The organism is Klebsiella sp. 141203, from assembly GCF_032601985.1.
Classification (GTDB): Bacteria; Pseudomonadota; Gammaproteobacteria; order Enterobacterales; family Enterobacteriaceae; genus Klebsiella; species Klebsiella aerogenes.
In genome coordinates, this window is sequence record NZ_JAQIRL010000001.1 from 1,310,175 (window position 1) to 1,332,918 (window position 22,744).

Consider the following 22,744-nt stretch of genomic DNA (forward strand, 5'->3'; position numbering starts at 1 on the left):
CTTTCGGGGGAAAATCCCCCATAGAGTGATTTTAGCCGCCGCGCGCCGGTTTATATACTGCGATGCGAATCTATGGCAAACGAGGAAATGAAAATGATAAGAAAACCACTGGCTCTGGCTTTAATTTTGGCGGCGCTACCGGCGGCGGCAATGGCGCAAAACTGCGGCGGCCTGACGCTGGATGTCTGCCCCACGCCTTACGATCAAACGCTACCCGCAGCCAAAGACATGCTCACCTGGGATCAGGCGTCACGCGTCGTTGGCTTTCGTAATGACTATCGCAACTATGCTGGCGATGTTTTCCGTCACGGCGACTCGGTCCCGCTGGAGCGCGCAAAAAAACAGCTGACCGATGCCCGCTACACGCTCAACGGCCACACCTGGAATTTGCAAGATTACCTGAAGCGCGAAAACGTCAGCGGTATGCTGGTGCTGAAAGAGGGTAAAGTCGCCTGGAAATATCTCGCCGAAGGTAATACCGACACCACGCTGTGGACCTCGCGCTCGGTGGGCAAATCGGTCGTCTCGACGCTGGTCGGTATCGCCATTCAACAGGGTAAAATCCACTCCCTCGATGACCTGATTACCGTTTATGAACCCGAACTGAAAGGCACCGCCTGGGACGGCGTGACGCTCAAGCAGCTCATTCAACATACCAGCGGCGTGGAATGGAATGAAGATTACACCAATCCACAGTCGCACTTCGCCCGCCTGACCCAGTGTGAAGCGCAGCCCGGCGCCTATGATTGCGTGCGTAAAATTGTGTCGACGCTATCGCGCAAACACCCGGCAGGCGAGCAGTGGTCCTACTCTTCCGGCGGCGCCTGGCTGCTGGGCGATGTGCTGGAGCGCGCGACCGGTATGTCGCTGGCCGCCTGGCTTGAACAATCATTGTGGCAGCCTGCGGGCATGGCCCACGATGGCGTATGGCATGCTTACAAAAAAGGTCAACATGATGTCGGCGCCCACGGCTTTAACGCCACCCTCGAAGACTGGGGTCGCTTTGGCGAGTTTGTCGCCCGCGATGGCCGCCTGAGCAACGGTAAACAGCTGGTGCCCGCAGGCTGGTTCGATCAAGCCGCAAGCTGGACAAAAGCGCTGAACTCGGTTTCAGCAGCGCATCCGGAAGGTATCTACGGCTATCAATGGTGGAATAACGCTATTCCGGCCAATGCGCAAAACGTACAGCCAACGCCGCAGGAAGGGCTGAAAGGCTCGCTGTGGGCGCTGGGGATCTACGGCCAGGTGATTATGGTGAACCGTGCGGAACATCTGGTGATCGTGCAGTGGTCAACCTGGCCACAGGCGGAACCGTCCTTTAACGCACAGCCGCTGGAAGCGGCGCTGATGTACAGCGCCATTGCCCGCGAATTGCGCTAATCTTGCCGGCTCCTTGCCGCTTAACCGGCAAGGAGCGTATCGGCATTTAACGCCAGATGCTGCAGCAGCATAATGGTTTTCGCATCCACGATTTCACCATCGCGAATGGCCCGTAACGCCCGCGCCAGCGGCCACTCCAGCACTTCAATATCCTCTCCTTCCGCCGCCAGCCCGCCGCCATCGCCACGGCGATCGTCCGCGGAGTATTCGGCAATAAAGAAGTACAGCTTCTCGGTAACCGACCCCGGGCTCATAAACGCGGTGAATACCGGCTCGATGCGGGTAACGCGAAATCCGGTCTCCTCTTCCGCTTCGGCGATAATGCGCTCTTCCGGCGAGGCGTTATCCAGTAATCCCGCGGCGGCTTCGATCAGAAAGCCGTCGTGACCGTTGATCCACACCGGAAAACGAAACTGGCGGATGAGCACCACGCTCTGCTTATGGCGGTTATAGAGCAGAATAACCGCGCCGTTGCCGCGGTCGTAGGCTTCCCGGCTCTGCTCCTGCCAGCGCCCGTCCCGCCGCAACAGCTCGAAGGTATATTTTTTCAGCGTGTACCAGTTATCTGACAAGAGCGTTTCGCGAACGTGGCGAACGCGCGGTGCGTCTGCGTGCATGTTTCTTCCCCTTCTAAGGTGACAGCAGGCAACATAACATGCATAATCGTGCACAAACAAGATCAATCGTGAAGTGAACAACATGCTCGCCAGCCAGAGAAAACAGCATATCCTGCAGATCCTTGCCGCAGAAAAACAGGTGATGTCGGGGGAGTTAAGCCAGCGCTTTCAGGTCTCAGAAGACTCCATTCGTCGCGATCTGCGCGAACTGGCGGCGGAAGGTAAGCTGCAACGGGTCCACGGCGGCGCGCTGCCGGTATCGGCCGCTATTGCGCCAATAGAAAGCAGAAAAAGCGTGCAGATGGCTTCCAAACAGGCGATAGCCCGCCGGGCGGCGGCGCTTATCCAGCCAGGACAGGTGGTTATCGTCGATGGCGGCACCACCACCACGGCGATGATCGCCGCGCTCCCCGCCGACCTTGCTTGTACCGTGGTGACGCACAGTCCAGGGATCGCCGTGGCGCTGGTCGAGCATCCGCGGATCGAGGTGATCCTGCTCGGCGGTACAATGTTTAAACATTCGGTAGTCACGGTCGGCGCCGAGACGCTAGCGGCGATGGCGCGGATTAATGCCGATCTGTTCTTTATGGGGGTGACCGGCGTGCACCCGCATGCGGGCTTTACCACCGGTGATTATGAAGAGGCGGGCATTAAGCGCGCGCTGGCGGCCAGAGCCGCAGAAACCGTGGTGATGGCCTCTGCCGAAAAAATTAATTCCGCCTCCTCGTTTGCCATCGGCGAGCTTAATCTTGCCAGCACAGTGGTTATCGACAGCGTACTGGATGACAAGTTACGTCAGAAGCTTAAGCAAAGCGGCGTCGGGATTATTCAGGTAGAAGGTTAACCCGGCGGCATCATGTTCCGCCGGGATAATCAGCAGGGATTAATTACCGCCTGAGGTACGACGCTGCAGCTGATCGCGCAGATTCGGCGGCGTGCCTTTAATGGTCAACGTATCCGTTGCCGGATCCCAGAATACGCGCTCGCCTAACAGCATCGCGTCAAAATTGATGGTCAAGCCGCCGCCGCTACCGGCAAATTTGGTCAGCTGGCGCAGCGTACTGCGGTCCGCCGGGAAGCTCTCCTCCAGCTCATAGCCCTGCTCAGCGGTAAACTCCTGGAAACTCTTTTCGCTGACGCCGGAGAGCTCTTTAGAAAGCGACTCCAGCTCGATCTCTTCGCCCGCCTGCAGCTGTTCGTTACAGTAGGCATACACCTGCTGGCGCACGTTCTGGCGCTCGGATTTATCCAGCTGCGCGTCAGCGGCGAAATCATCCACCGCCTGCAGCAGACCGCGGTTCTGCGCTTTGGCATTGAGCCCTTCGCTGGCGCCGAGGAAGTCCATGAAAAAATCGGCGACTTTACGCCCCACGCGCCCTTTCAGGAAAGTCAGATAACGGGTCGATTCGGGATTAGTTTCCCACTCGGTCAGATCGATACGCGCCACGATGTCGGCATGGTTGATATCCAGGTAATGCGTGGAACTGATATCCAGCTCTTCGTTGACGCGCATGCTGCTCAGATTATTGAGCACCGCCACCAGCAGATACTCGACCGCCAGGTAACGATACTGACAGAACAATACGATGCCGCCTTCGGCAAACGGATACTTCGCCAGCTCATCGCGCAGGCGGCCGGTTGCCGCACGGCTGAAAGGAAGAAACTCTTCTTCACCCTGACGCTGTAAACGCAACGCTTGCGCCAGCTCGCTCTCTTCATTAAAGAGGCCGTAGGCTTTGCTTTTTGCGCTGTAGACACGATGCAGTTCAGCCATCATTTCCACGACAGTGGCATTTGGTTCCAGCAGCGACTCGCGCAGCACCAGTTCCAGATTCTGTTCATCACGTTTGATCAACTGATGCAGGGCAATCTGGTCGATATCCAGACTCATGTTAAACTCTCCTTTTAGACCGGGCGGTATTCAACCACCACCGGGACGACGACGCAACCGGCAGATGCCTCTTTTACGCTTGAGTCTCGCGTTGCTGGGCGCTTTTGCGCCGTGGCGAAAAAATGCGGAAAAAAAGCTGCTGCTACGGTAATATGTTGCCCTTTCACGAACAAACAGATTTTGAGTTTATGCCACAAATATCCCGCTATAGCGATGAACAGGTCGAGCAGCTGCTCAGCGAGCTAACGAACGTCCTGGAAACACACAAAGCGCCGGTTGACCTATCACTGATGGTGCTGGGCAATATGGTGACCAACCTGATCAACAGTAGCGTCGCGCCGGCGCAGCGTCAGGCAATCGCCCGTTCTTTCGCCCAGGCGCTGCAATCGTCCATTAACGACGATCCCGCGCACTAAGGATAACGAACAACAGTATATGGTGACTCTTCGTCAGCCCTACCGAGAAAAAGTCTCCCAGATGGTCAGCTGGGGACACTGGTTCGCCCTGTTCAACATGTTGTTGGCAATGGCGCTCGGCAGCCGCTATCTTTTTGTCGCCGACTGGCCAACGACGCTTGCCGGGCGGGTATTCTCGTATGTCAGCCTCGTTGGTCATTTCAGTTTTCTGGTTTTCACCAGCTATGTACTGATTCTCTTCCCGCTGACCTTTATCGTCGGCTCGCAGCGACTTATGCGCTTCCTGTCGGTCATCTTCGCCACCGCCGGGATGACGCTGCTGCTGATCGATAGCGAAGTCTTCACTCGCTTCCACCTGCACTTAAACCCTGTCGTCTGGGAACTGGTGATTAACCCCGACCAGAACGAGATGGCTCGCGACTGGCAGCTGATGTTTATCAGCGTACCGATCATCTTCCTGCTTGAGATGCTCTTCGCCACCTGGAGCTGGCAAAAGCTGCGCAGCCTGACGCGCCGCCGCCACTACGCGCGCCCCGTCGCCTGGTTTTTCTTTATTTCGTTTATCAGCAGCCACCTGATTTATATCTGGGCGGATGCCAATTTCTATCGCCCGATCACCATGCAGCGGGCCAACTTACCGCTCTCTTATCCGATGACCGCTCGCCGCTTCCTTGAGAAGCACGGCCTGCTCGATGCGCAAGACTATCAGCGCCGTCTGGTTGAGCAAGGCGCGCCGGAAGCGGTCTCGGTGCAGTATCCGCTGAGCGATCTGCGCTATCGCGACCTCGGCACGGGCTACAACGTGCTGCTCATTACGGTGGATAACCTCAACTATTCACGCTTCGAAAAGAACATGCCGCAGCTGACTGCTTTTGCGAAAGAAAGCGTCAACTTTAGCCAGCATATGAGCTCCGGTAATAGCACCGATAGCGGAATGTTCGGCCTGTTCTACGGCATATCGCCGGGTTATATGGATGGCGTGCTCTCGGCGCGGATCCCGGCGGCGCTGATTACCGCCCTCAACCAACAGGGCTACCAGTTGGGCCTGTTCTCATCGGACGGTTTCAGCAGCCCGCTTTATCGCCAGGCGCTGCTGTCGGACTTCTCGCTGCCGGCGGCTAAAACGCAGAGCGATGAACAAACGGCCGACCAATGGATCGGCTGGCTGGATCGCTACGCCCAGGATGAGAACCGCTGGTTCTCGTGGGTATCGCTGAACGGCACTAATATTGATAACAGCCAGCAGCAGAATTTTGCCCGCACCTACGGGCGCGCCGCGGGCGACGTCGATACGCAAATTGGCCGCGTGCTCGACGCGCTGCGTAAAGCGGGCAAACTGGATAATACGGTGGTGATTGTTACCGCCGGGCACGGTATGCCGCTGGATAGCAAGCAGGGTAAATTCGACTGGTCACGCGGCAATCTGCAGGTACCGCTGGTTATCCACTGGCCGGGAACCCCAGCGCAGGAGATCTCAGCGCTCACGGACAACAAAGACGTGATGACGACGCTGATGCAGCGTCTGCTACACGTCTCAACGCCAGCGAATGAATATTCGCAGGGCGAAGACCTGTTTAGCCCGGCGCGCCGCCGCAGCTGGGTCACCGCCGCTAATAGCGATACACTGGCGATTACCACGCCAACGATGACCGTAGTGCTCGACCACAACGGCACCTATCACACCTGGAACAGCGATGGCGAGAAGGTGAAAGACCAAAAACCGCAGCTTAGCCTGCTGCTGCAGGTGCTGACGGATGAAAAACGCTTTATCGCTAACTGATTGATTAATTTTAAATCAATCAGTTGTCGGTCGCTTGCATTCGATGGGGGAACGGGTAATATTATCCTCCACGCGTCGGCACGTAGCGCAGCCTGGTAGCGCACCGTCATGGGGTGTCGGGGGTCGGAGGTTCAAATCCTCTCGTGCCGACCAAAAAATTTAACCGATAGGTTGCTACAACCATCGGTCCCCTTTAGAACCCGCACTCTCTCTGAGAGCGCGGGTTTTTTAATGCTTGTACTCCCCTTCCCGCTAAGACTGCGATTATCCTGATGGCAAATTGTTAAATTCCATCTATTATTCGACTGTATTCGTTATCATCTGGAGCGGACCCAATGAGAGTTAAAGGACTTCCCAAAGGATTTTTTATCCTTATTTTACTGATCGTTACCCTGGCCTTTTTTGACGTACTCTCCCCTTACTATTCCGCTATCCTGTGGGCCGCTATCCTGGCGGTGATATTTAATCCGATAAAAAACAACATCCGTACGCGCGTCGGTGAACGCAACGGTATCGCGGCGCTACTGACCGTCGTCATTATCTGTCTTATTGTTTTCACCCCGTTGGCGATTATCATTTCGTCGCTAGCCTTCGAGCTAAACGTGGTCTACACCAAGCTACAGCATAATGACACCCAGTTTCCGACGGTGGTCGCCAACCTGTTTGCCCATCTCCCGAGCTGGGCCAGAAGTTTCCTCTCAGAGCACAATCTCGATAGCGCGGAACAAATTCAGCAGCAACTATCCGATGCCGCCCTGAAAGGCGGACAATATCTGGCCGGTAGCGCCTTCCTGATCGGTAAAGGGACGTTTGGCTTTACCGTCAGCTTCGGCATTATGTTATATCTGCTGTTCTTCTTGCTGAAAGATGGCCCTTATCTGGTGCTGTTAATCCTCGAATCTTTGCCGCTATCCAATTATGTCAAACAGCACCTGTTTGCCAAATTCGCCGCCGTCGCGCGGGCGACGGTTAAAGGTACCGTCGCCGTCGCGCTGGCACAGGGGGCGCTCGGCGGCTTTGCATTCTGGATCGTCGGTCTTGATGGCAGCATTCTGTGGGGCGCTTTAATGGCCTTTCTGTCACTCATCCCGGCGGTGGGCTCCGCCATTATCTGGGTGCCGGCGGCGATTTACCTGTTCGCCACCGGGCAATTGTGGCAAGGGGCGTTTATTGTCGGTTTCTTCGTCATTGTCATCGGCCTGGTGGATAACATTCTGCGTCCGCTACTGGTGGGGAAAGATACCAAAATGCCGGATTATCTGATCCTGATTGCCACCCTTGGCGGCATGGAAATCTATGGCATCAACGGCTTTGTCATCGGCCCGCTGATTGCCGCCTTGTTTATTGCCTGCTGGAACCTGTTATCGGGCCGTGAACACGCCGGGAACGCCGACTTACTGGACGAAGAGTTTATTGAAGAAGCCAAAAACAGCCGCGATGAATAGCTGACGCACGTTTCACTTTACTAGTGCATTTCACTATTCATATTGAAAATAATGGTAAATAACTCTTACCATTCAGGGCAATGATGTTAGTCTGTATTGGTTAGTAACGATAATAAAGGATGATCAACCGTGAAAAAAATCGCTACGCTTGCTGTTTCTCTGCTGGCCGTTGCCTGTGTTTCCACCAGCGCGTTAGCCGCTGAACAGCCGCTGGAGAAAATCGCCCCCTATCCGAAAGCGGAAAAAGGGATGAAGCGTCAGGTGATTCAGCTGCCGCAGCAGCAGGATGAATCCGCGTTAAAAGTTGAACTGATGATTGGCCAGACGCTGGAAGTCGACTGCAACCATCATCGCCTGGGCGGTCAACTGGAAAGTAAAACGCTGGAAGGCTGGGGCTATGACTACTATGTCTTTGATAAGCTGACGTCCCCGGTTTCCACCATGATGGCCTGCCCGGACGGTAAGAAAGAGAAGAAATTTATTACCGCGGGTCTCGGCGATGAAGGCCTGCTGCGTTACAACAGCAAGCTGCCGATCGTGGTTTATACTCCAGCCAACGTTGAAGTGAAATACCGCATCTGGAAAGCTGAAGAAACTATCGGTAATGCCGTGGAGCGTTAATCGCCAGCGGTAATACAAAACGGCAGCCCGAGGGCTGCCGTTTTTGTTATAGCGCGATATCCGCCATCGGTTTTCCGCCGGTTAGCGGCTTGAGTTCGGCCTGCGGCACGTCGTCTGCCGCGGTCGTCGGCTCGTAGTGTAGCCCCAGCACTTCACTGGTCCACGCCAGCGCCTGCTCAATAGCGGCCGGATTACCATCCAGACGCATGCCGTAGCTCGGCACGATCTCTTTCATCTTCGCCTGCCAGGCCGGCGTCTGTACTTTATCTTTGAAGACTTTCTCCAACAGCTGCACCATGATCGGCGCCGCCGTCGACGCGCCAGGAGAAGCGCCCAGTAGCGCGGCTACGGTGCCTTCGTCATCGCACACTACTTCGGTGCCAAGACGCAACACGCCGCCCATTTTCTTATCACGCTTGATAATCTGTACACGCTGGCCGGCCTGCCACAGGCGCCAGTCTTCTTTACGCGCTTCCGGGTAGTACTCGCACAGCGCGGCATGACGATCTTTATCTTTCTGCAATACCTGGCTAATCAGATATTTCACCAGGTCGAAGTTATCCATCCCGACGTTAAGCATTGGCAGAATATTCGAGGTATTCGTCGAGGCCAGCAGATCCCAAAGCGAACCGTTTTTCAGGAAGCGGGTCGAGAAAGTCGCGAACGGCCCGAACAGCACCACGCGTTTACCGTCGATAATACGGGTGTCGATATGCGGCACCGACATCGGCGGTGCGCCAACTTCCGCCTGGCCGTAGACTTTCGCCAGGTGATGATTAACTACTTCCGGGTTCTCACATACCAGGAACTGTCCGCCAACCGGGAAGCCCGCGTACTCTTTCGCCTGCGGAATACCGGTTTCCTGCAGCAGCGTCAGGGCAGCGCCGCCCGCGCCAATAAAGATGAATTTGGTTTTGATCGTCCGCTTCTGGTGACGATTGTTGGCATCCGCCAGCGTCACCGTCCAGCTGTTGTCCGCATTGCGCTTAAAGCGGCGAACGACGGTACCTAACTGGAGAGAGAAATTATCATGCGTCTGTAGCCCGGCGATCAGCTGGCGAGTGATCTCGCCGTAGTTAACGTCGGTGCCCATTTCGGTACGCGTTGCCGCCACTTTTTGCTGCGGATCGCGACCTTCCATCACCAGCGGCGCCCACTCCTTGATCTGCTGATGATCTTCAGAATAACGAATGCCGCGGAACAGCTCGCTCTGCTGCAGCGCCGCGTAGCGCGCGCGCAGGAAGTTAACGTTGTCTTCACCCCACACAAAGCTCATGTGCGGCACGCTGTTAATAAAGGATTTCGGCTTAGTCAGGATACCGCGGGTCACCTGATGGGCCCAAAACTGACGAGAAATATGGAAGGACTCATTGATATCGACCGCTTTGTCGATATTGATCCCATTGGCGGTTTGCGGCGTGTAGTTGAGCTCCATCAGCGCCGCATGGCCGGTACCCGCATTGTTCCAGCCGTTCGAGCTTTCCTCGGCAACGCTGGTCATCTGCTCGACCATGGTAATAGACCAATCCGGCTCCAGTTCCTGCAGCCAGGTTCCCAACGTGGCGCTCATGATACCGCCGCCAATCAACAATACATCCGTCTCTTGCTCATGGCGGGTGTTGGTCCGATTTGTATTGGAACCAACCGCCTGTGAGCTGGGTACGGCCATCTTTTTCTTCATCGGATTTGAGCCTTACTTTTACTCGCTTTTTTTATTTAGCGCAGGTGAAACGATTCTCGGGATCAAAGGTACCACCTGTACTCAAAAATTTAAATATTGTTTAAATTTTAAGTTGAGTTTTGAGATCTGTTATAAAAATGTTTAATAAATGTGTACACAAAATCACTTTTTGTACTGGTATGATGGCCCTTTCCGCGCTATCATCTCCCGTTCTGTGATGGAGCGCACGTCAACTGCGGCTTGTCTCAATTCAAATTTTTTATCATCCGCGAACTTTTATGCCCTCAACTTCCCGCACACTCTCTCCGGCGTTGATAACCCGTGAGACCCTTGCTGGCGTGCTGACTGCCCTGGCGTTAATTCCTGAAGTCATTTCATTTTCGGTCATTGCCGGCGTTGACCCTCAGGTCAGCCTGATTGCTTCGGTGGTGCTCTGTCTGGCGATGTCGGTTCTTGGCGGGCGCCCCGCGATGGTGACGGCAGCGGCAGGTTCTGTCGCCCTGGTGATTGGCCCGATGGTACATCAGCATGGCGTAGGGTATATTCTGCCTGCTGTCATTCTGGCTGGTATTATTCAAATTTTGTTTGGGATCTGCGGTATGGCGCGGTTGATGCGCTTTATCCCGCCAGCGGTGATGACCGGTTTTGTTAATGCGCTCGGCATTCTTATTTTTTTCGCCCAGGTACCTCATTTCTGGAGCAGGCAGCCGCTCATCGTCGGCCTGTTCGTTCTGACGCTACTCATCGTGCTGTGGGCGCCGCGTTTTATCAAAGCCGTGCCGGCGCCGCTTATCGCTATCGTCCTCCTTACCGCTTATACCGTCACCAGCGGACAGCTCCTGCCAACCGTGGGTGATGAAGGCGCTATGGGCGGCGGTCTGCCGGGCTTCAACGCGCTGGCGGTGCCGCTGGATTTAAGCACCTTGAAAATTATCTGGCCCTGCGCCCTGAGTATCGCCTTTGTCGGCCTGATGGAATCGCTGCTGACGGCAAAGCTGGTTGACGATCTCACCCATACGCCGTCAAATAAGTCGCGTGAGAGCGCAGGACTGGGGATCGCCAATATCCTCGCGGGCTGCTATGGCGGCATCGCCGGGTGCGCGATGATCGGCCAGACTATCGTTAACGTGGAAATGGGCAAGGCGCGTAGCCGCCTATCGACAATAGTGGCCGGTCTGGTACTGCTGCTTCTGGTGACGGTGCTAAGCCAGGTGATGGCCAAAATTCCAATGGCGGTGCTGGCCGGGGTCATGGTGATCGTGGCGGTGAAAACCTTCAGCTGGCAGAGCATTCGCCCAACCGCGCTGGCGGGCAATCCGTGGCCGGAAACGGTGGTCATGGCGGTAACCGTCATCGTGACGGTCACTACCAGTAATCTGGCGATCGGCGTACTGGCGGGGCTTATCGCGATGGCGCTCATCCCTCGCCGCCTGCGCGTAAAAGCGCAGCTTACATCAGAAACAGCGTCGCCAGACCAAGGAAAATAAAGAAGCCGCCGGTATCGGTAATCGCGGTGATCATCACGCTGGAGCCGACCGCCGGATCGCGCCCCAGCTTGACCATCACCATCGGGATGATAACCCCCATCATCGCCGCCATCAGCAGGTTGAGCATCATCGCCAACGTCATCACCCCGCCAAGCTGCGGGTCATCATACAGCCACCAGGTGATAGCGCCCATTATCCCGCCCCATACCAGGCCATTAATCAGCGCGACGCCCATCTCGCGCAGGATGAGGAAGGTAAAACTTCCCGGCTGGATCTGCTGCAGCGCCATCGCGCGGACGATCATGGTGATCGTCTGATTGCCGGTATTCCCGCCTATCCCGGCGACGATCGGCATTAGCGAGGCCAGAGCCACCAGCTGCGAAATCGTATGTTCAAAGCCATCGATCACCCGAGAAGCGATAAACGCCGTACAGAGGTTCACCGCCAGCCACGCCCAGCGGGTTTTCACCGCTTTGCTCACCGGCGCAAAAACATCATCATCTTCGCTCAGACCGCCCATCCGGCGCAGGTCATTATCGGTCTCTTCGTACACCACATCGACGATTTCATCGATGGTCAAACGCCCCATCAGCTTGCCGTCGGCATCAATCACCGCAGCACTCAGTAAGTCATCACGTTCGAAGGTACGCGCCACTTTTTCCGCCTCTTCCTGCGGCTGGAAAGTCACCGGATCGCCTTCCATCACTTCGCCAACGCGCTTTTGCGCATCATTGAGCAGAATTGTCTGCAGCTCCAGCTCGCCGAGCAGCAGTTTATTACGGGTGGTGACGAACAGTTTGTCGGTGTTTTCCGGCATTTTGCCCAGACGGCGCAGATAGCGCTGTACCGCCGCCAGAGTGGCTTCCGGGCGAACGGTAATCACCTCAAACTCCATGATCGCGCCGACGGTGTTATCGGCGTAGCGCATCATCTGACGAATGCGCGCGCGTTTATCCGGCGGCAGCGTCGCCAGCAGGCGGCCGGTTAAGTCGCGCGGCAGGTGCTGCAACAGGTAAACCTGTTCATCAATATCCAGCGATTGCAGGGCAAATATCAGGTCGTGATCGCTCATCTTGTCGATGAGATCGCCCCATACGCTCTCTGACGCCTCCAGCAGCACCTCGCCGCGCTTGTCATCGGCAACCAGCCCCCACAGCGCGGTACGCGCGTCATAAGGCAGCGCTTCCAGGGCATCGGCGAGGTCCGGCGGCGGTAGATGCGACACCAGTACTTCCACTTCCGCCAGGTCATCGGCCAGCGTCCCTTCATCATAGCGCTCCGCGAGGGTGAGTTTCCCCAGCAGCGCGGAGGTGACGGCTTTATCAGTACTTAATAGCCAAATCAGGCGGGCGCGTTCTTCATCGCGTAATCGGGCGCTTTTTTTATGCAAAACGGACATCGCTCAGGCAATCCTTGTGAGAATAGAAGTCGACCTGCATGGCCGCAGCCATAAGCATAGCGCGAGGAGGGAGAAATAATAACCGCCAGCAATTTATCTGCCGCAAAAACCAGCAATATGGCCCGATCGGGCGAGAAAGCCCGGATCGGGTAATCAGCAAAAGCGTTAGGCGGTACGCGCGACCGCGTCGCGGGTCGCCAGTTCGCGCTCAACGCCGGTGAGCTCGCTAAGCTTGCCGCTGCGCATCTCCAGCAGGCGATCGGCATGCTGGAAATAGTGGTCATCGTGGCTGATGGCAAACACGGTTTTTCCCATTTGCTGCATCAGCGGCAGTAACACCTGATAAAACTCGCGGCGGAAATGCGGATCCTGATCCGCTGCCCATTCATCGAGCAAAATGATATCGCGCTCTTCGGCCAGCGCCAGCAGCAGCGCCACGCGCTTTTTCTGCCCTTTAGACAGCTTCAGATCGAGGATTTTCCCCTCTTCCAGCTGCAGCTTGTGGTCCATCTTCAGATACGCCAGCCACTTCGCGACCAGCGCCGGATCGGCGCGTTCGCCTTTTGGCCCCAAAAGACGATCAAATAGCCAGACATCGGTAAATACCGCCGAGAATAGCTTGCGGTAATCTTCTGGTTTTTCCGCCGCCAGCGGTTGACCATCGAGCAGGATCTGCCCGGAGAACGGTTGATACAGCCCGGTCAGCAACATCGCCAGCGTCGACTTGCCGCTGCCATTGCCGCCAATCAGAAACACCAGTTCGCCGCGTTTGAGAGTCAGATTAATCGGCCCGACGGCAAAACTGTTATCAGGATAATGGAACGACACATCGCGCAGCTCCAGGGTCTGCCAGTGCGGATGCGCCTGCGGCTCGGGGAAACCGGCGCGATAAGGCGCCAGCGCGAACTGATGCAGTTTATTGAATGCCACCTGGGCGCTGAGCAAGGTTGGCAGCGCCCCCACCGCCGACAGCAGCGGCGTACGCAGAAATAGCAGCGTCAGAGAATAGGTCGCCGCCACCGCGGTATTGGCCCACCCGAGGCCATTAGCCATCCAGAACACCAGACCGATGGCGCCAAGCATCATGATATTCGACCAGTTCACCGCGCTCAGGTGGAAGGTATCGGCGCGAATGATGTGGTGGCGATAGTCGCGGGCATCCGGCAGATACAGCTGATTAAAAACATATTCGGCGCGTTCGCGGTTCAGCGTCAGCTCTTTGCGCCCTTCCAGCACCGTCTGGTAATCATGATACAGCTTATCTTCGGTCTCGCGCAGGGTCGCCATATGCTTATAGACGCGCGCCACCAGCACAAAGCCGCCCCAGATAGTGACCGCCATCCAGACCGCGGTCACCAGCATCATTTTTCCTGACAGAAACGCCAGGTAGGCGGCGGACCCGAAGGTCAGGATAATCCCCTGCACCAGCTCAGGCAGGCGCACAAAGGCGATGGTGATGTTACGCACGTCACTGGTTAAGCCCGCCAACAGCGAAGCGCTGCCGATTTTTTCGATCTTTTCGATTTGGGTGTCGAGAATGCGTTTAATAAATTCGCCGCGCAGGCGATAGACGAAGTGGTGGCCAAGCGTGGTTAACGCCAGCTGCGAGCCGAGCGTGACCGCCATCAACAGCAGCAGCAGGCCGAGAAACTCCGGCAGCACGGTGAGCGAGGTATCAACAAGGGAAATCAGACGTAGGTTAATAAAGGCGATAAGCCCGATACCCAGCGCCGCGCTGAGCAAACTCAGCGCCATGACGGCAATGAACGGCCAGCGGTACTGGCGCCAAACAAGAACAAGTAATTCCATAAGCTACGATCCGGACAAGCAAACAGCCAGCAGTTTAAACGGCTTACCGACGACAGCAAGAATAATTCTTATTTTTGTTTTTGCCGGTGACCCGCGAGACGAAACGTGAGGTTGTAACGACAGGCGCCGGTCAGCGGATGCTCCCCCGGTTTAAGCGGCTGGATGCCGTGATAGAAGAGCCGTGATTCGCCGCCCCACACCACCACATCGCCATGCTCCAGCAGCAGCCGGCGCAGCGGATCGTTACGTTTAAGCCCGCCAAATTGAAACACCGCCGGCAGACCCAGCGACACTGAAACGATAGGCGCGCGCAAATCATGCTCATCTTTATCCTGATGCAGCGACAGCTTCGCGCCCGGTTGGTAGCGGTTAATCAGACAGGCATCCGGGGAAAAATGCGCATAACCCGCCTCCTGCGCCGCCTCCGCCGCCAGTTGCTGAAAAACCAATGGCATCGGCGGCCAATGCTCGCCGGTCAACGGATCGCCCGGCGCATAGAGATAGCCGTGCATATCGGTCGTCCAGCCGAGTTGGCCACAGTTGGTCATAGCCACCGACATGGTATAACCACCGGGGGTCACCATCTGGCGGAACGGAGAAGCGCTGGCCACTCCGGCGATGGCCTGCAGCAGCGCCGGCGCGCGCTGCACGGCGAAACGGCGTAATATCATCGCCCCGGGGGCCAGCGGCTCCTGCCAGGGCGGTGTATCGGCAAACAGATCGAGCATTATTTCTCCCGTATTTTTGCTTCGCGCGCCAGCAGCAGCGCTTTGCGTTCGCTTCCCCAACGATAGCCGGAAAGCGCCCCGCCCTCACGCACCACCCGATGGCAAGGAATAACTATCGCCAGCTTATTGGCAGCGCAGGCCCCGGCAACCGCTCTGACCGCGCGCGGTTGACCAATGCTGTGAGCCACCTCGCGGTAGCTGCGGGTTTCGCCTGCCGGGATCTGGCGCAAGGCTTGCCACACCCGTTGCTGGAAAGCGGTACCGCGAATATCCAGCGGCAAATTCACCGCCTGCTGCGGATTATCCAGATGGGCAACCACCTGCGCCACGCGTTCGGTAAACGTATCATCACCCACCTGTAATTGGGCGCCGGGAAACAAGCTCGCCAGCTGCGCATATAACGCCTTATCGTCATCGCCCAGCAACACGGCGCATACGCCACGTTCGCTGAACGCCACCAGGCACCGGCCAGAGGCGCTATCGCTGCAAACCCAGCTAATCGCCACATCTTCGCCGCCGCGTTTAAACTGGCGGGCGGTCATGCCCAGCGTCTCGTTTGCATGGCGATAATAGCTAGCGGAATCAGGGAAGCCGGCGGCTAATGCCGCGCTGGTGACATTCTCGCCGTGGCTTAATGCTTCGCGTAGGCGCCGCGCGCGCCAGGCCTGCTGCCAGGCCTTGGGCGTGAGCCCGGTGACGGATTTAAAAATACGATGGAAGTGAAACGGGCTGACCGCCAGCTGCTGCGCCAGCGCCTCAAGGGTGATTGGCGTCTCTTGTTCCAGCAGACGACAGGCGGCGGCCACCTTCTCGACCCGCTGTTGGTCGGGGTCGAGATTATCTGGCCGACACCGTTTACAGGGGCGATATCCGGCGGCCTTTGCGGCTTCGACATCAGCATAAAAGCGGACATTCTCCCGTAGCGCGCGCCGTGAACGGCACGAGGGACGGCAGCAGACGCCGGTGGTCAACACGGCGAAGACAAACTGCCCGTCGGCGCTGGCGTCACGTTCGCAGACCGCCTGCCAGCGGCGGTCATCGTTAGTCATATCGGCAATCATCGGTTTCATAGCGGGCTCCTGCTGTAAGTGTATCCCTACTTTGCGCCTTGCTCCGCTCTAAAAAACTGCGCTTCTTGCTTTTTAATTCTGCTCGCCGACCAGGAAGGTGCGGAACTGCGGCGACATCCAGGTCTTAAAGCCGTCGCCCTCTTTGACAATCATATAGACCGCCAGCCCATGCTCGTGTGCCACCTGTTGCGCTTTTTCCGGCCCTAATACCATCAGCCCGGTATCCCAGCCGTCGGCTTCCAGCGCGGTCGGCGCAATTACCGTCACCGAAACCAGCTTATGGTTGATGGGGTGCCCGGTTTGCGGATCGATAACGTGAGAAATACGTTTGCCGTCCAGCTCGTAGTAGTTGCGATAGCTGCCGGAGGTGCTGATGCCGTGGCCGTTGATATCGACTATCGCCTGGACGGCGTTTTCACGGTCGGTCGGTTTTTGAATCGCCACTCGCCAGGGTTTATCGTCGCCGTTCATCCCACGGCTGACCAATGCGCCGCCAACCGACACCAGATAACGGGCAATTCCTTCCTGCTCCATCAGCCGCGCCAGATGATCGGCCGCGTAGCCCTCGCCGACGGTGGAAAGATCGACAAATAAATCGGCAATATCTTTTTGCAGATACTGTTGGTCGGCGCGGTTAATCACCGTCAGATGCTGCAGCCCGGTACGCGCTTTTGCCGCCGCGATTTGCTGCTCCGTCGGCGTTTTTACCGGCTGCTTATCCGGGCCAAATCCCCATAGATTGACCAGCGGCCCGACGGTAACATCCATCGCTCCGGCGGTTTTTGCGCCAATACGCAGCGACAGAGTGACGATATCCGCCATCGCTTCGTTCACCGGCCACGGTTTGGTCGTGGCGGCATGATTGAAGCGCATCAGCGCGGAGTCGTTTTTCCAGGTCGAAAGCAGCAGATCGTCGCCATCGAGCTGCACCTGAACTTTATGGCGTAAATCTTCGGCTTTCGCCGGATCCAGCCCGACGACGCTAACGCGCCAATAGGTCCCCATCGTTTTGCCATCGAGCACGGTGGCGGCGGATTTTGGCGTGGCCGGGGATGTCGCGGAATCACAGCCGGTAAGCAGAACGCAAAGGCCGAAAAAGGCGGCGCGGAAAAAGGTGGTATCCATGAAAACGGGCTCCTGTTACAAAGGCAGCCAGAGTATACCAGCGAGGTTAAACCGGGCATAAAAAAAGGCGCCCGCAGGCGCCTTTTTCAACACTTCAGCTTGCTTAGAACTGGTAAACCAGGCCCAGAGCCACAACGTTGTCAGTAGAGATGCTTGCATCTTTAGTGAACTGGTTGTCGTCCAGCAGGTTGATTTTGTAATCAACGTAGGTGGACATGTTTTTGTTGAAGTAGTAGGTCGCACCCAGGTCAACGTATTTCAGGATGTCCTGGTCGCCGTAACGGCCCATGTCTTTACCTTTAGACTGCAGGTAAGCCACGGACGGACGCAGACCGAAGTCGAACTGGTACTGAGCAACCACTTCGAAGTTCTGCGCTTTGTTAGCAAAACCGATGTCGCCAGTGCGAGTTGCGTTGTAGGTCTGGGTGTACTGAGTCGCCAGGTAGATGTTGTTAGCGTCGTATTTCAGACCACCGGTGTAGGTTTCAGCGTTGTCGCCGCGACCCAGTGCCAGAGTGTTCTGATCATCAGTACGTTTAGAGTGGGAGTACGCGAAACCAGCGCTGATGCCGTCCCAGATATCATAAGTCACGGAGGTGCCGAAGCCATCGCCGTTCTGTTTCTGAGCGCCACGACCGTTGTTGGTCATGTCTTCGCCGCTCACGCTGCCGTTTTTACCCTGGTACTGCAGAGCAAAGTTCAGGCCGTCAACCAGACCGAAGAAGTCAGAGTTACGGTAGGTAGCAACGCCGTTAGCACGGGACTGCAGGAAGTTGTCGGAACCGTAGGTGTCGCCGCCGAATTCCGGCAGAACGTCAGTCCAGGAAGTTACGTCGTAAACAACGCCGTAGTTACGACCGTAGTCGAAAGAACCCGCGTCGCCGAATTTCAGACCAGCGAATGCCAGACGAGTCTAGGACTGCTTGTCAGAACCTTCGGTGTTGTTCGCCTGAACGTTGTATTCCCACTGGCCGTAACCGGTCAGCTGGTCGTTGATCTGGGTTTCGCCTTTCACGCCGATACGCATGTAGGTCTGGTCGCCGTCTACGCTCTTGTCGTCAGAGAAGTAGTGCAGACCATCAATTTTACCGTACAGGTCTAATTTGTTGCCGTCTTTGTTATAAATTTCAGCCGCATTTGCTGCGCCCGCTACCAGCAGTGCTGGTACCAGGAGGGACAGTACTTTAACTTTCATGTTATTAACCCTCTGTTTGTTATATGCCTTTTATTATTGCCACTGCTTACTGATTACCCTTCTAATCAGTCGGCTGTATTCATTGTGCTGCAAAATGCAGAATAATCCAACAAGAATATGATACGAAAACTTCTAAGGTGTTTCAAAATGCGCACAAGATGTTTCAATTTGTAAATTCAAAGGAACTTTTCAGGCACGATAATGGTCGTCAAAATAAGCATCAAAAATCAAAAAAATAATATTTATCTTTAAAATCAAATCATTGAAAGCTGGTAAATGTATAGCACTGAATGGTAAAACAAAATCTTCTCCGAGGACTAAAATAATCCTCGCTATCATCATTAACTTTATTTATTACCGTCATTCAGTTCTGAATGTCTGTTTACCCCTATTTCAACCGGATGCCTCGCATCCGGTTTTTTTTACCCTTCTTTACGTATCTTTAATTAGGCTGTGCTAACGCAGAAAAAAATAACGACTATTAATCAATCAATTCCGAATGAAAGTCAGCCTATTTCGCCAATTTCTTGTTTTTTCGTGCTATTTATCTGCAACAAATGCCGGTTAATTGTACAAGATCAATTCCACTGTACATATTCGTCGTCGCTATGGTTTTGAGACAAATCTCAGCATTAAAAGATCCCTCAGCGTCAATCTGTTGTATGGATTTCCCGTTTTAGCCTTTATACTTCCAGCCAGTATTCGTTGTGCTGCCCGTCACTATGGCGCAACATCTTGTTTACAAACACTACTGAGCAGCTCTGCTACGCGATGACCCAAAAAAAATTCTCCCTGATCCCAGGCAACATCACCCGCTTCTTCATTTTGATGGTTATCGTCTTGCTCGCGACGATGGGCGTGATGATCCAAAGCTCGGTCAATACGTGGCTAAAAGACAGAAGTTACCAGGTGGTTGATATCAGCCACGCATTGCATAAACGCATCGATACCTGGCGTTACGCCACCTGGCAGATTTACGACAATATCGCCGCCACCAGCTCCAGTACCTCAAGCGATGGGCTACAGGAAACCCGACTGAAGCAGGACGTCTACTATCTGGAAAAGCCTCGACGCAAAACCGAAGCGCTGATTTTCGGATCTCATGACAGTTCGACGCTTGAGATGACGCAGAAGATTTCTAACTATCTCGATATTCTATGGGGCGCAGAAACCATCCCCTGGTCGATGTACTACCTCAACGGGCTGGATAACAGCCTGATTCTGGTCTCTACCCTGCCGCTGAAAGATCTGTCTTCGAGTTTTAAAGAATCGACGATAAGCAGCGTCGTGGAATCCCGCCGCGCCGAAATGCTGCTGCAGGCAAATACGCTGGATGAGCGTGAAACCTTTTCTTCGCTGCGCCATTTGACCTGGCAAAATGGCCACTACTTCACTCTGCGTACCACCTTTAACCAACCGGGCCACCTGGCAACGGTGGTGGCTTTCGATTTACCGATTAACGACCTCATCCCGCCAAGCATGTCGCTGGACAGCTTCCGTCTGGAGGCAGATCCGGCGCAGAATGCCGCCAACAGCCCTGATAAAGAAGCCGTTGATAACGTTAGCGTCAGCTTCAATGGCCTACGAATTGAGATAACCACCGCCATTAATACCACCGGCATGCGGCTGGTGTGGGTCGTGCCGTTCAGCACTTTGCTGATGGAATCGCTGCAGAATATTTTACTGCCGCTGCTGCTCACCATTGGTCTGCTGGCATTAACCCTGTTTGGCTTTACTACTTTCCGCAACTATAGCGGTCGCCGTAGCCCCGGCAGCGTTAGCGCGGCACCCACCGCCGCCAACAGCGAACTTCGCGCTCAGCGCGCAATTAATGAAGAGATTGTCTCTTTGCTGCCGCTGGGCCTGTTGGTGCACGATCAGGAAGCCAATCGCACTATTATCAGCAACCCGATCGCCGATCATCTGTTGCCTCATCTGAACCTGCAGAACATCACCAACATGGCCGATCAGCATCAAGGGGTCATTCAGGCGACGATCAATAATGAACTTTATGAAATCCGCCAGTACCGAAGCCAGGTAGCTCCTCGTACGCAGATCCTGATTATTCGCGATCAGGATAGAGAAGTACTGGTGAATAAAAAGCTTAAGCAAGCCCAGCGACTGTATGAAAAAAATCAGCAGGGGCGCATCGCTTTTATGCAAAATATTGGCGCCGCACTCAAAGACCCCGCGCAGACTCTGGCGCAGGAAGCGGCGGCAATTGGCATTCATGAAAGCCGAAAACTGGCGCAGCATGCCGATGAACTGGTTCATCTTATCGATGAGATTCAGTTGGCGAACTTACTGGAAAGCGACGCCTGGAAAACCACTCCCGGTTTGTTCTCTATCCAGGGCTTAATAGATGAAGTGGTTCCTGAAGTTCTGCCGATGATCAAACGCAAAGGACTTCAGCTGTTAATCAATAACGCGCTGCCTGCTAACGAACAGCGCTATGGCGACCGCGATGCGCTGCGTCGTACGCTGTTACTGCTGATCCAATACGCTATTACCACGACGCAAATAGGAAAAGTTACGCTTGAGGTGAGCAAAGATGAATCGGCCGACGATCGTCTGACCTTCCGTATCCTTGATACCGGCAACGGCGTGAGCGCTAATGAAATCGATAATATGCACTTCCCGTTCCTTAACGAGACGCAAGCCGACCAGTACGGCAAGGCTAATGCCCTCACCTTCTGGTTATGCGACCGTTTAACCCGCAAGCTTGGCGGGCAGCTTAATATTAAGGCGCGGGAATCGCTCGGCACCCGCTACTCGCTACACCTTAAAATGGCGGCAAGCGAGGAAGAGAGCGACTCCGGCGAACACCTGCTGGACGATGTGGTCGTGATGATTGACATTACCGCCAATGAAGTACGCCGCATCGTGACGCGCCAGTTAGAGAGCTGGGGCGCAAGTTGCATCACCCCGGACGAAAGACTCGCAAGTCAAGAGTACGATCTCTTTTTAACTGATAATCCGTCTAATCTTACTGCTTCAGGCTTGCTTTTAAGCGATGATGAGGTTGGGATACGCAAAATTGGCCCAGGTCAGTTGAGCGTCAATTTTAATATCAGCACTGCCATGCAGGAAGCTATCCTGCAGCTGATTGAGCAACAGCTGGCGCAAGAAGAGATTCAGCCCTCCTCAACTGGAAATGAAGGAAATGCTGAACTCCATGCCAGCGGTTATTACGCGCTGTTTGCCGACACTGTTCCGGATGATGTTCAGAGATTGTATACTGAATTCACCATCAGCGATTTCGCTGCGCTGGCGCAGACCGCTCACCGCCTCAAAGGGGCGTTTGCGATGCTTAATCTGATACCCGGCAAGCAGTTATGTGAAGCGCTTGAGCATCTGATTCATGAAAGAGATGCCCAAGGTATAGAAAAATACATCAGCGACATTGACGGTTACGTCAAGAGCTTGCTGTAGCAAGGTAGCCTAATACATGAACAATATGAACGTAATTATTGCCGATGACCATCCGATCGTACTGTTCGGCATTCGCAAGTCACTTGAGCAGATCGAGTGGGTGAATGTTGTTGGCGAATTTGAAGATTCCACAGCTCTGATTAACAATCTTCCTAAGCTTGACGCGCACGTCCTGATTACCGACTTGTCGATGCCTGGCGACAAATATGGCGATGGGATCACTCTGATCAAATACATCAAACGCCATTTCCCTGAGCTGTCAATTATCGTTCTGACCATGAACAACAACCCGGCTATTCTCAGCGCAGTGCTGGATCTCGACATTGAAGGGATCGTGCTGAAACAGGGGGCCCCGACCGACCTGCCGAAAGCGCTGGCCGCGCTGCAGAAAGGCAAAAAGTTTACTCCGGAAAGCGTCTCCCGCCTGCTGGAAAAAATCAGCGCCGGCGGTTATGGCGACAAACGCCTGTCGCCAAAAGAGAGTGAAGTTTTGCGTTTGTTCGCTGAAGGCTTCCTGGTCACCGAGATCGCCAAAAAACTGAACCGCAGCATCAAGACCATCAGTAGCCAGAAGAAATCGGCAATGATGAAGCTGGGCGTCGAAAATGATATTGCGCTGCTGAACTATCTCTCTTCCGTCTCTCTCACCTCAACGGATAAAGAGTAAT

Annotated in this window: 17 protein-coding genes, 1 tRNA gene and 1 pseudogene; 10 read left to right on the forward strand and 9 right to left on the reverse strand. The window is 55.0% G+C overall.

Translation table 11 applies throughout. The features are described from left to right. Positions 1 to 93: 93 nt before the first annotated feature. Positions 94 to 1,380, forward strand: coding sequence for a serine hydrolase domain-containing protein (locus PGR29_RS06290; protein ID WP_316424260.1), 1,287 nt, complete (start codon positions 94 to 96; stop codon positions 1,378 to 1,380). A 20-nt stretch (positions 1,381 to 1,400) separates the two neighbouring features. Here PGR29_RS06290 and PGR29_RS06295 read toward each other — a convergent pair whose 3' ends face one another. Next, positions 1,401 to 1,997, reverse strand: a complete 597-nt coding sequence (locus PGR29_RS06295; protein WP_316424261.1) for an NUDIX domain-containing protein — start codon at positions 1,995 to 1,997, stop codon at positions 1,401 to 1,403. Between the two features lie 82 nt (positions 1,998 to 2,079). On the opposite strand from PGR29_RS06295, the gene PGR29_RS06300 reads away from it, so the two are divergent. Then, entirely contained in the window at positions 2,080 to 2,841 is a 762-nt protein-coding gene (locus PGR29_RS06300; RefSeq protein ID WP_316424344.1) for a DeoR/GlpR family DNA-binding transcription regulator, read from the forward strand. Between the two features lie 39 nt (positions 2,842 to 2,880). Here PGR29_RS06300 and yejK read toward each other — a convergent pair whose 3' ends face one another. Beyond that, on the reverse strand, positions 2,881 to 3,888 hold the full coding sequence (gene yejK / locus PGR29_RS06305; protein ID WP_015365669.1) for a nucleoid-associated protein YejK: 1,008 nt from the start codon (positions 3,886 to 3,888) through the stop codon (positions 2,881 to 2,883). A 188-nt stretch (positions 3,889 to 4,076) separates the two neighbouring features. Here yejK and PGR29_RS06310 point away from each other — a divergent pair, with 188 nt between their 5' ends. The 5 genes from PGR29_RS06310 (at position 4,077) to eco (ending at position 8,150) form a co-directional block, all read left to right on the forward strand. Further along, positions 4,077 to 4,304 (forward strand): YejL family protein, encoded by a 228-nt coding sequence (locus PGR29_RS06310; RefSeq protein WP_045377048.1) that lies wholly within the window; start codon positions 4,077 to 4,079, stop codon positions 4,302 to 4,304. A gap of 19 nt (positions 4,305 to 4,323) precedes the next feature. Further along, the gene (gene yejM / locus PGR29_RS06315; RefSeq protein ID WP_316424262.1) at positions 4,324 to 6,084 is read left to right on the forward strand and encodes an LPS biosynthesis-modulating metalloenzyme YejM; all 1,761 of its coding nucleotides are present in this window, start codon (positions 4,324 to 4,326) and stop codon (positions 6,082 to 6,084) included. Between the two features lie 76 nt (positions 6,085 to 6,160). Next, positions 6,161 to 6,237: transfer RNA gene (locus PGR29_RS06320), tRNA-Pro, on the forward strand. Between the two features lie 182 nt (positions 6,238 to 6,419). Next, on the forward strand, positions 6,420 to 7,529 hold the full coding sequence (locus PGR29_RS06325) for an AI-2E family transporter (protein ID WP_316424263.1): 1,110 nt from the start codon (positions 6,420 to 6,422) through the stop codon (positions 7,527 to 7,529). 129 nt (positions 7,530 to 7,658) lie between these two features. Then, entirely contained in the window at positions 7,659 to 8,150 is a 492-nt protein-coding gene (eco, locus tag PGR29_RS06330) for a serine protease inhibitor ecotin (RefSeq protein ID WP_087860136.1), read from the forward strand. Between the two features lie 46 nt (positions 8,151 to 8,196). Here eco and mqo read toward each other — a convergent pair whose 3' ends face one another. Then, the gene (gene mqo, locus PGR29_RS06335; protein WP_047043232.1) at positions 8,197 to 9,831 is read right to left on the reverse strand and encodes a malate dehydrogenase (quinone); all 1,635 of its coding nucleotides are present in this window, start codon (positions 9,829 to 9,831) and stop codon (positions 8,197 to 8,199) included. Between the two features lie 278 nt (positions 9,832 to 10,109). Between mqo and PGR29_RS06340 the strand changes: the two genes are divergently transcribed. After that, complete coding sequence (locus PGR29_RS06340; RefSeq protein WP_316424264.1) at positions 10,110 to 11,318, forward strand: SulP family inorganic anion transporter; 1,209 nt, start codon at positions 10,110 to 10,112, stop codon at positions 11,316 to 11,318. Here PGR29_RS06340 and mgtE read toward each other — a convergent pair. From mgtE to PGR29_RS06370, 6 genes and pseudogenes are all read right to left on the reverse strand, one after another. Continuing rightward, complete coding sequence (mgtE, locus tag PGR29_RS06345) at positions 11,281 to 12,717, reverse strand: magnesium transporter (protein WP_015706137.1); 1,437 nt, start codon at positions 12,715 to 12,717, stop codon at positions 11,281 to 11,283. The genes PGR29_RS06340 and mgtE overlap by 38 nt on opposite strands. A 165-nt stretch (positions 12,718 to 12,882) precedes the next feature. Next, positions 12,883 to 14,526 carry a multidrug ABC transporter permease/ATP-binding protein gene (locus PGR29_RS06350; protein ID WP_087860134.1) on the reverse strand — a complete coding sequence of 548 codons (1,644 nt, stop codon included), beginning with the start codon at positions 14,524 to 14,526 and terminating at the stop codon, positions 12,883 to 12,885. A gap of 68 nt (positions 14,527 to 14,594) precedes the next feature. Further along, positions 14,595 to 15,254: a DNA oxidative demethylase AlkB gene (gene alkB / locus PGR29_RS06355; RefSeq protein WP_087860133.1), complete on the reverse strand. Its 660-nt coding sequence runs from the start codon at positions 15,252 to 15,254 to the stop codon at positions 14,595 to 14,597. After that, positions 15,254 to 16,324 carry a bifunctional DNA-binding transcriptional regulator/O6-methylguanine-DNA methyltransferase Ada gene (gene ada / locus PGR29_RS06360; protein ID WP_316424266.1) on the reverse strand — a complete coding sequence of 357 codons (1,071 nt, stop codon included), beginning with the start codon at positions 16,322 to 16,324 and terminating at the stop codon, positions 15,254 to 15,256. The genes alkB and ada overlap by 1 nt, the downstream gene beginning before the upstream one ends. 72 nt (positions 16,325 to 16,396) lie before the next feature. Further along, entirely contained in the window at positions 16,397 to 17,449 is a 1,053-nt protein-coding gene (gene apbE / locus PGR29_RS06365; RefSeq protein ID WP_316424267.1) for an FAD:protein FMN transferase ApbE, read from the reverse strand. A gap of 103 nt (positions 17,450 to 17,552) precedes the next feature. Beyond that, a pseudogene (locus PGR29_RS06370) lies at positions 17,553 to 18,644 on the reverse strand (porin OmpC). Positions 18,645 to 19,415: 771 nt separating this feature from the next. Here PGR29_RS06370 and rcsD point away from each other — a divergent pair. Continuing rightward, complete coding sequence (rcsD, locus tag PGR29_RS06375) at positions 19,416 to 22,076, forward strand: phosphotransferase RcsD (protein ID WP_087860128.1); 2,661 nt, start codon at positions 19,416 to 19,418, stop codon at positions 22,074 to 22,076. A 16-nt stretch (positions 22,077 to 22,092) separates the two neighbouring features. Next, entirely contained in the window at positions 22,093 to 22,743 is a 651-nt protein-coding gene (gene rcsB, locus PGR29_RS06380) for a response regulator transcription factor RcsB (protein ID WP_015365624.1), read from the forward strand. Position 22,744: the final 1 nt, after the last annotated feature.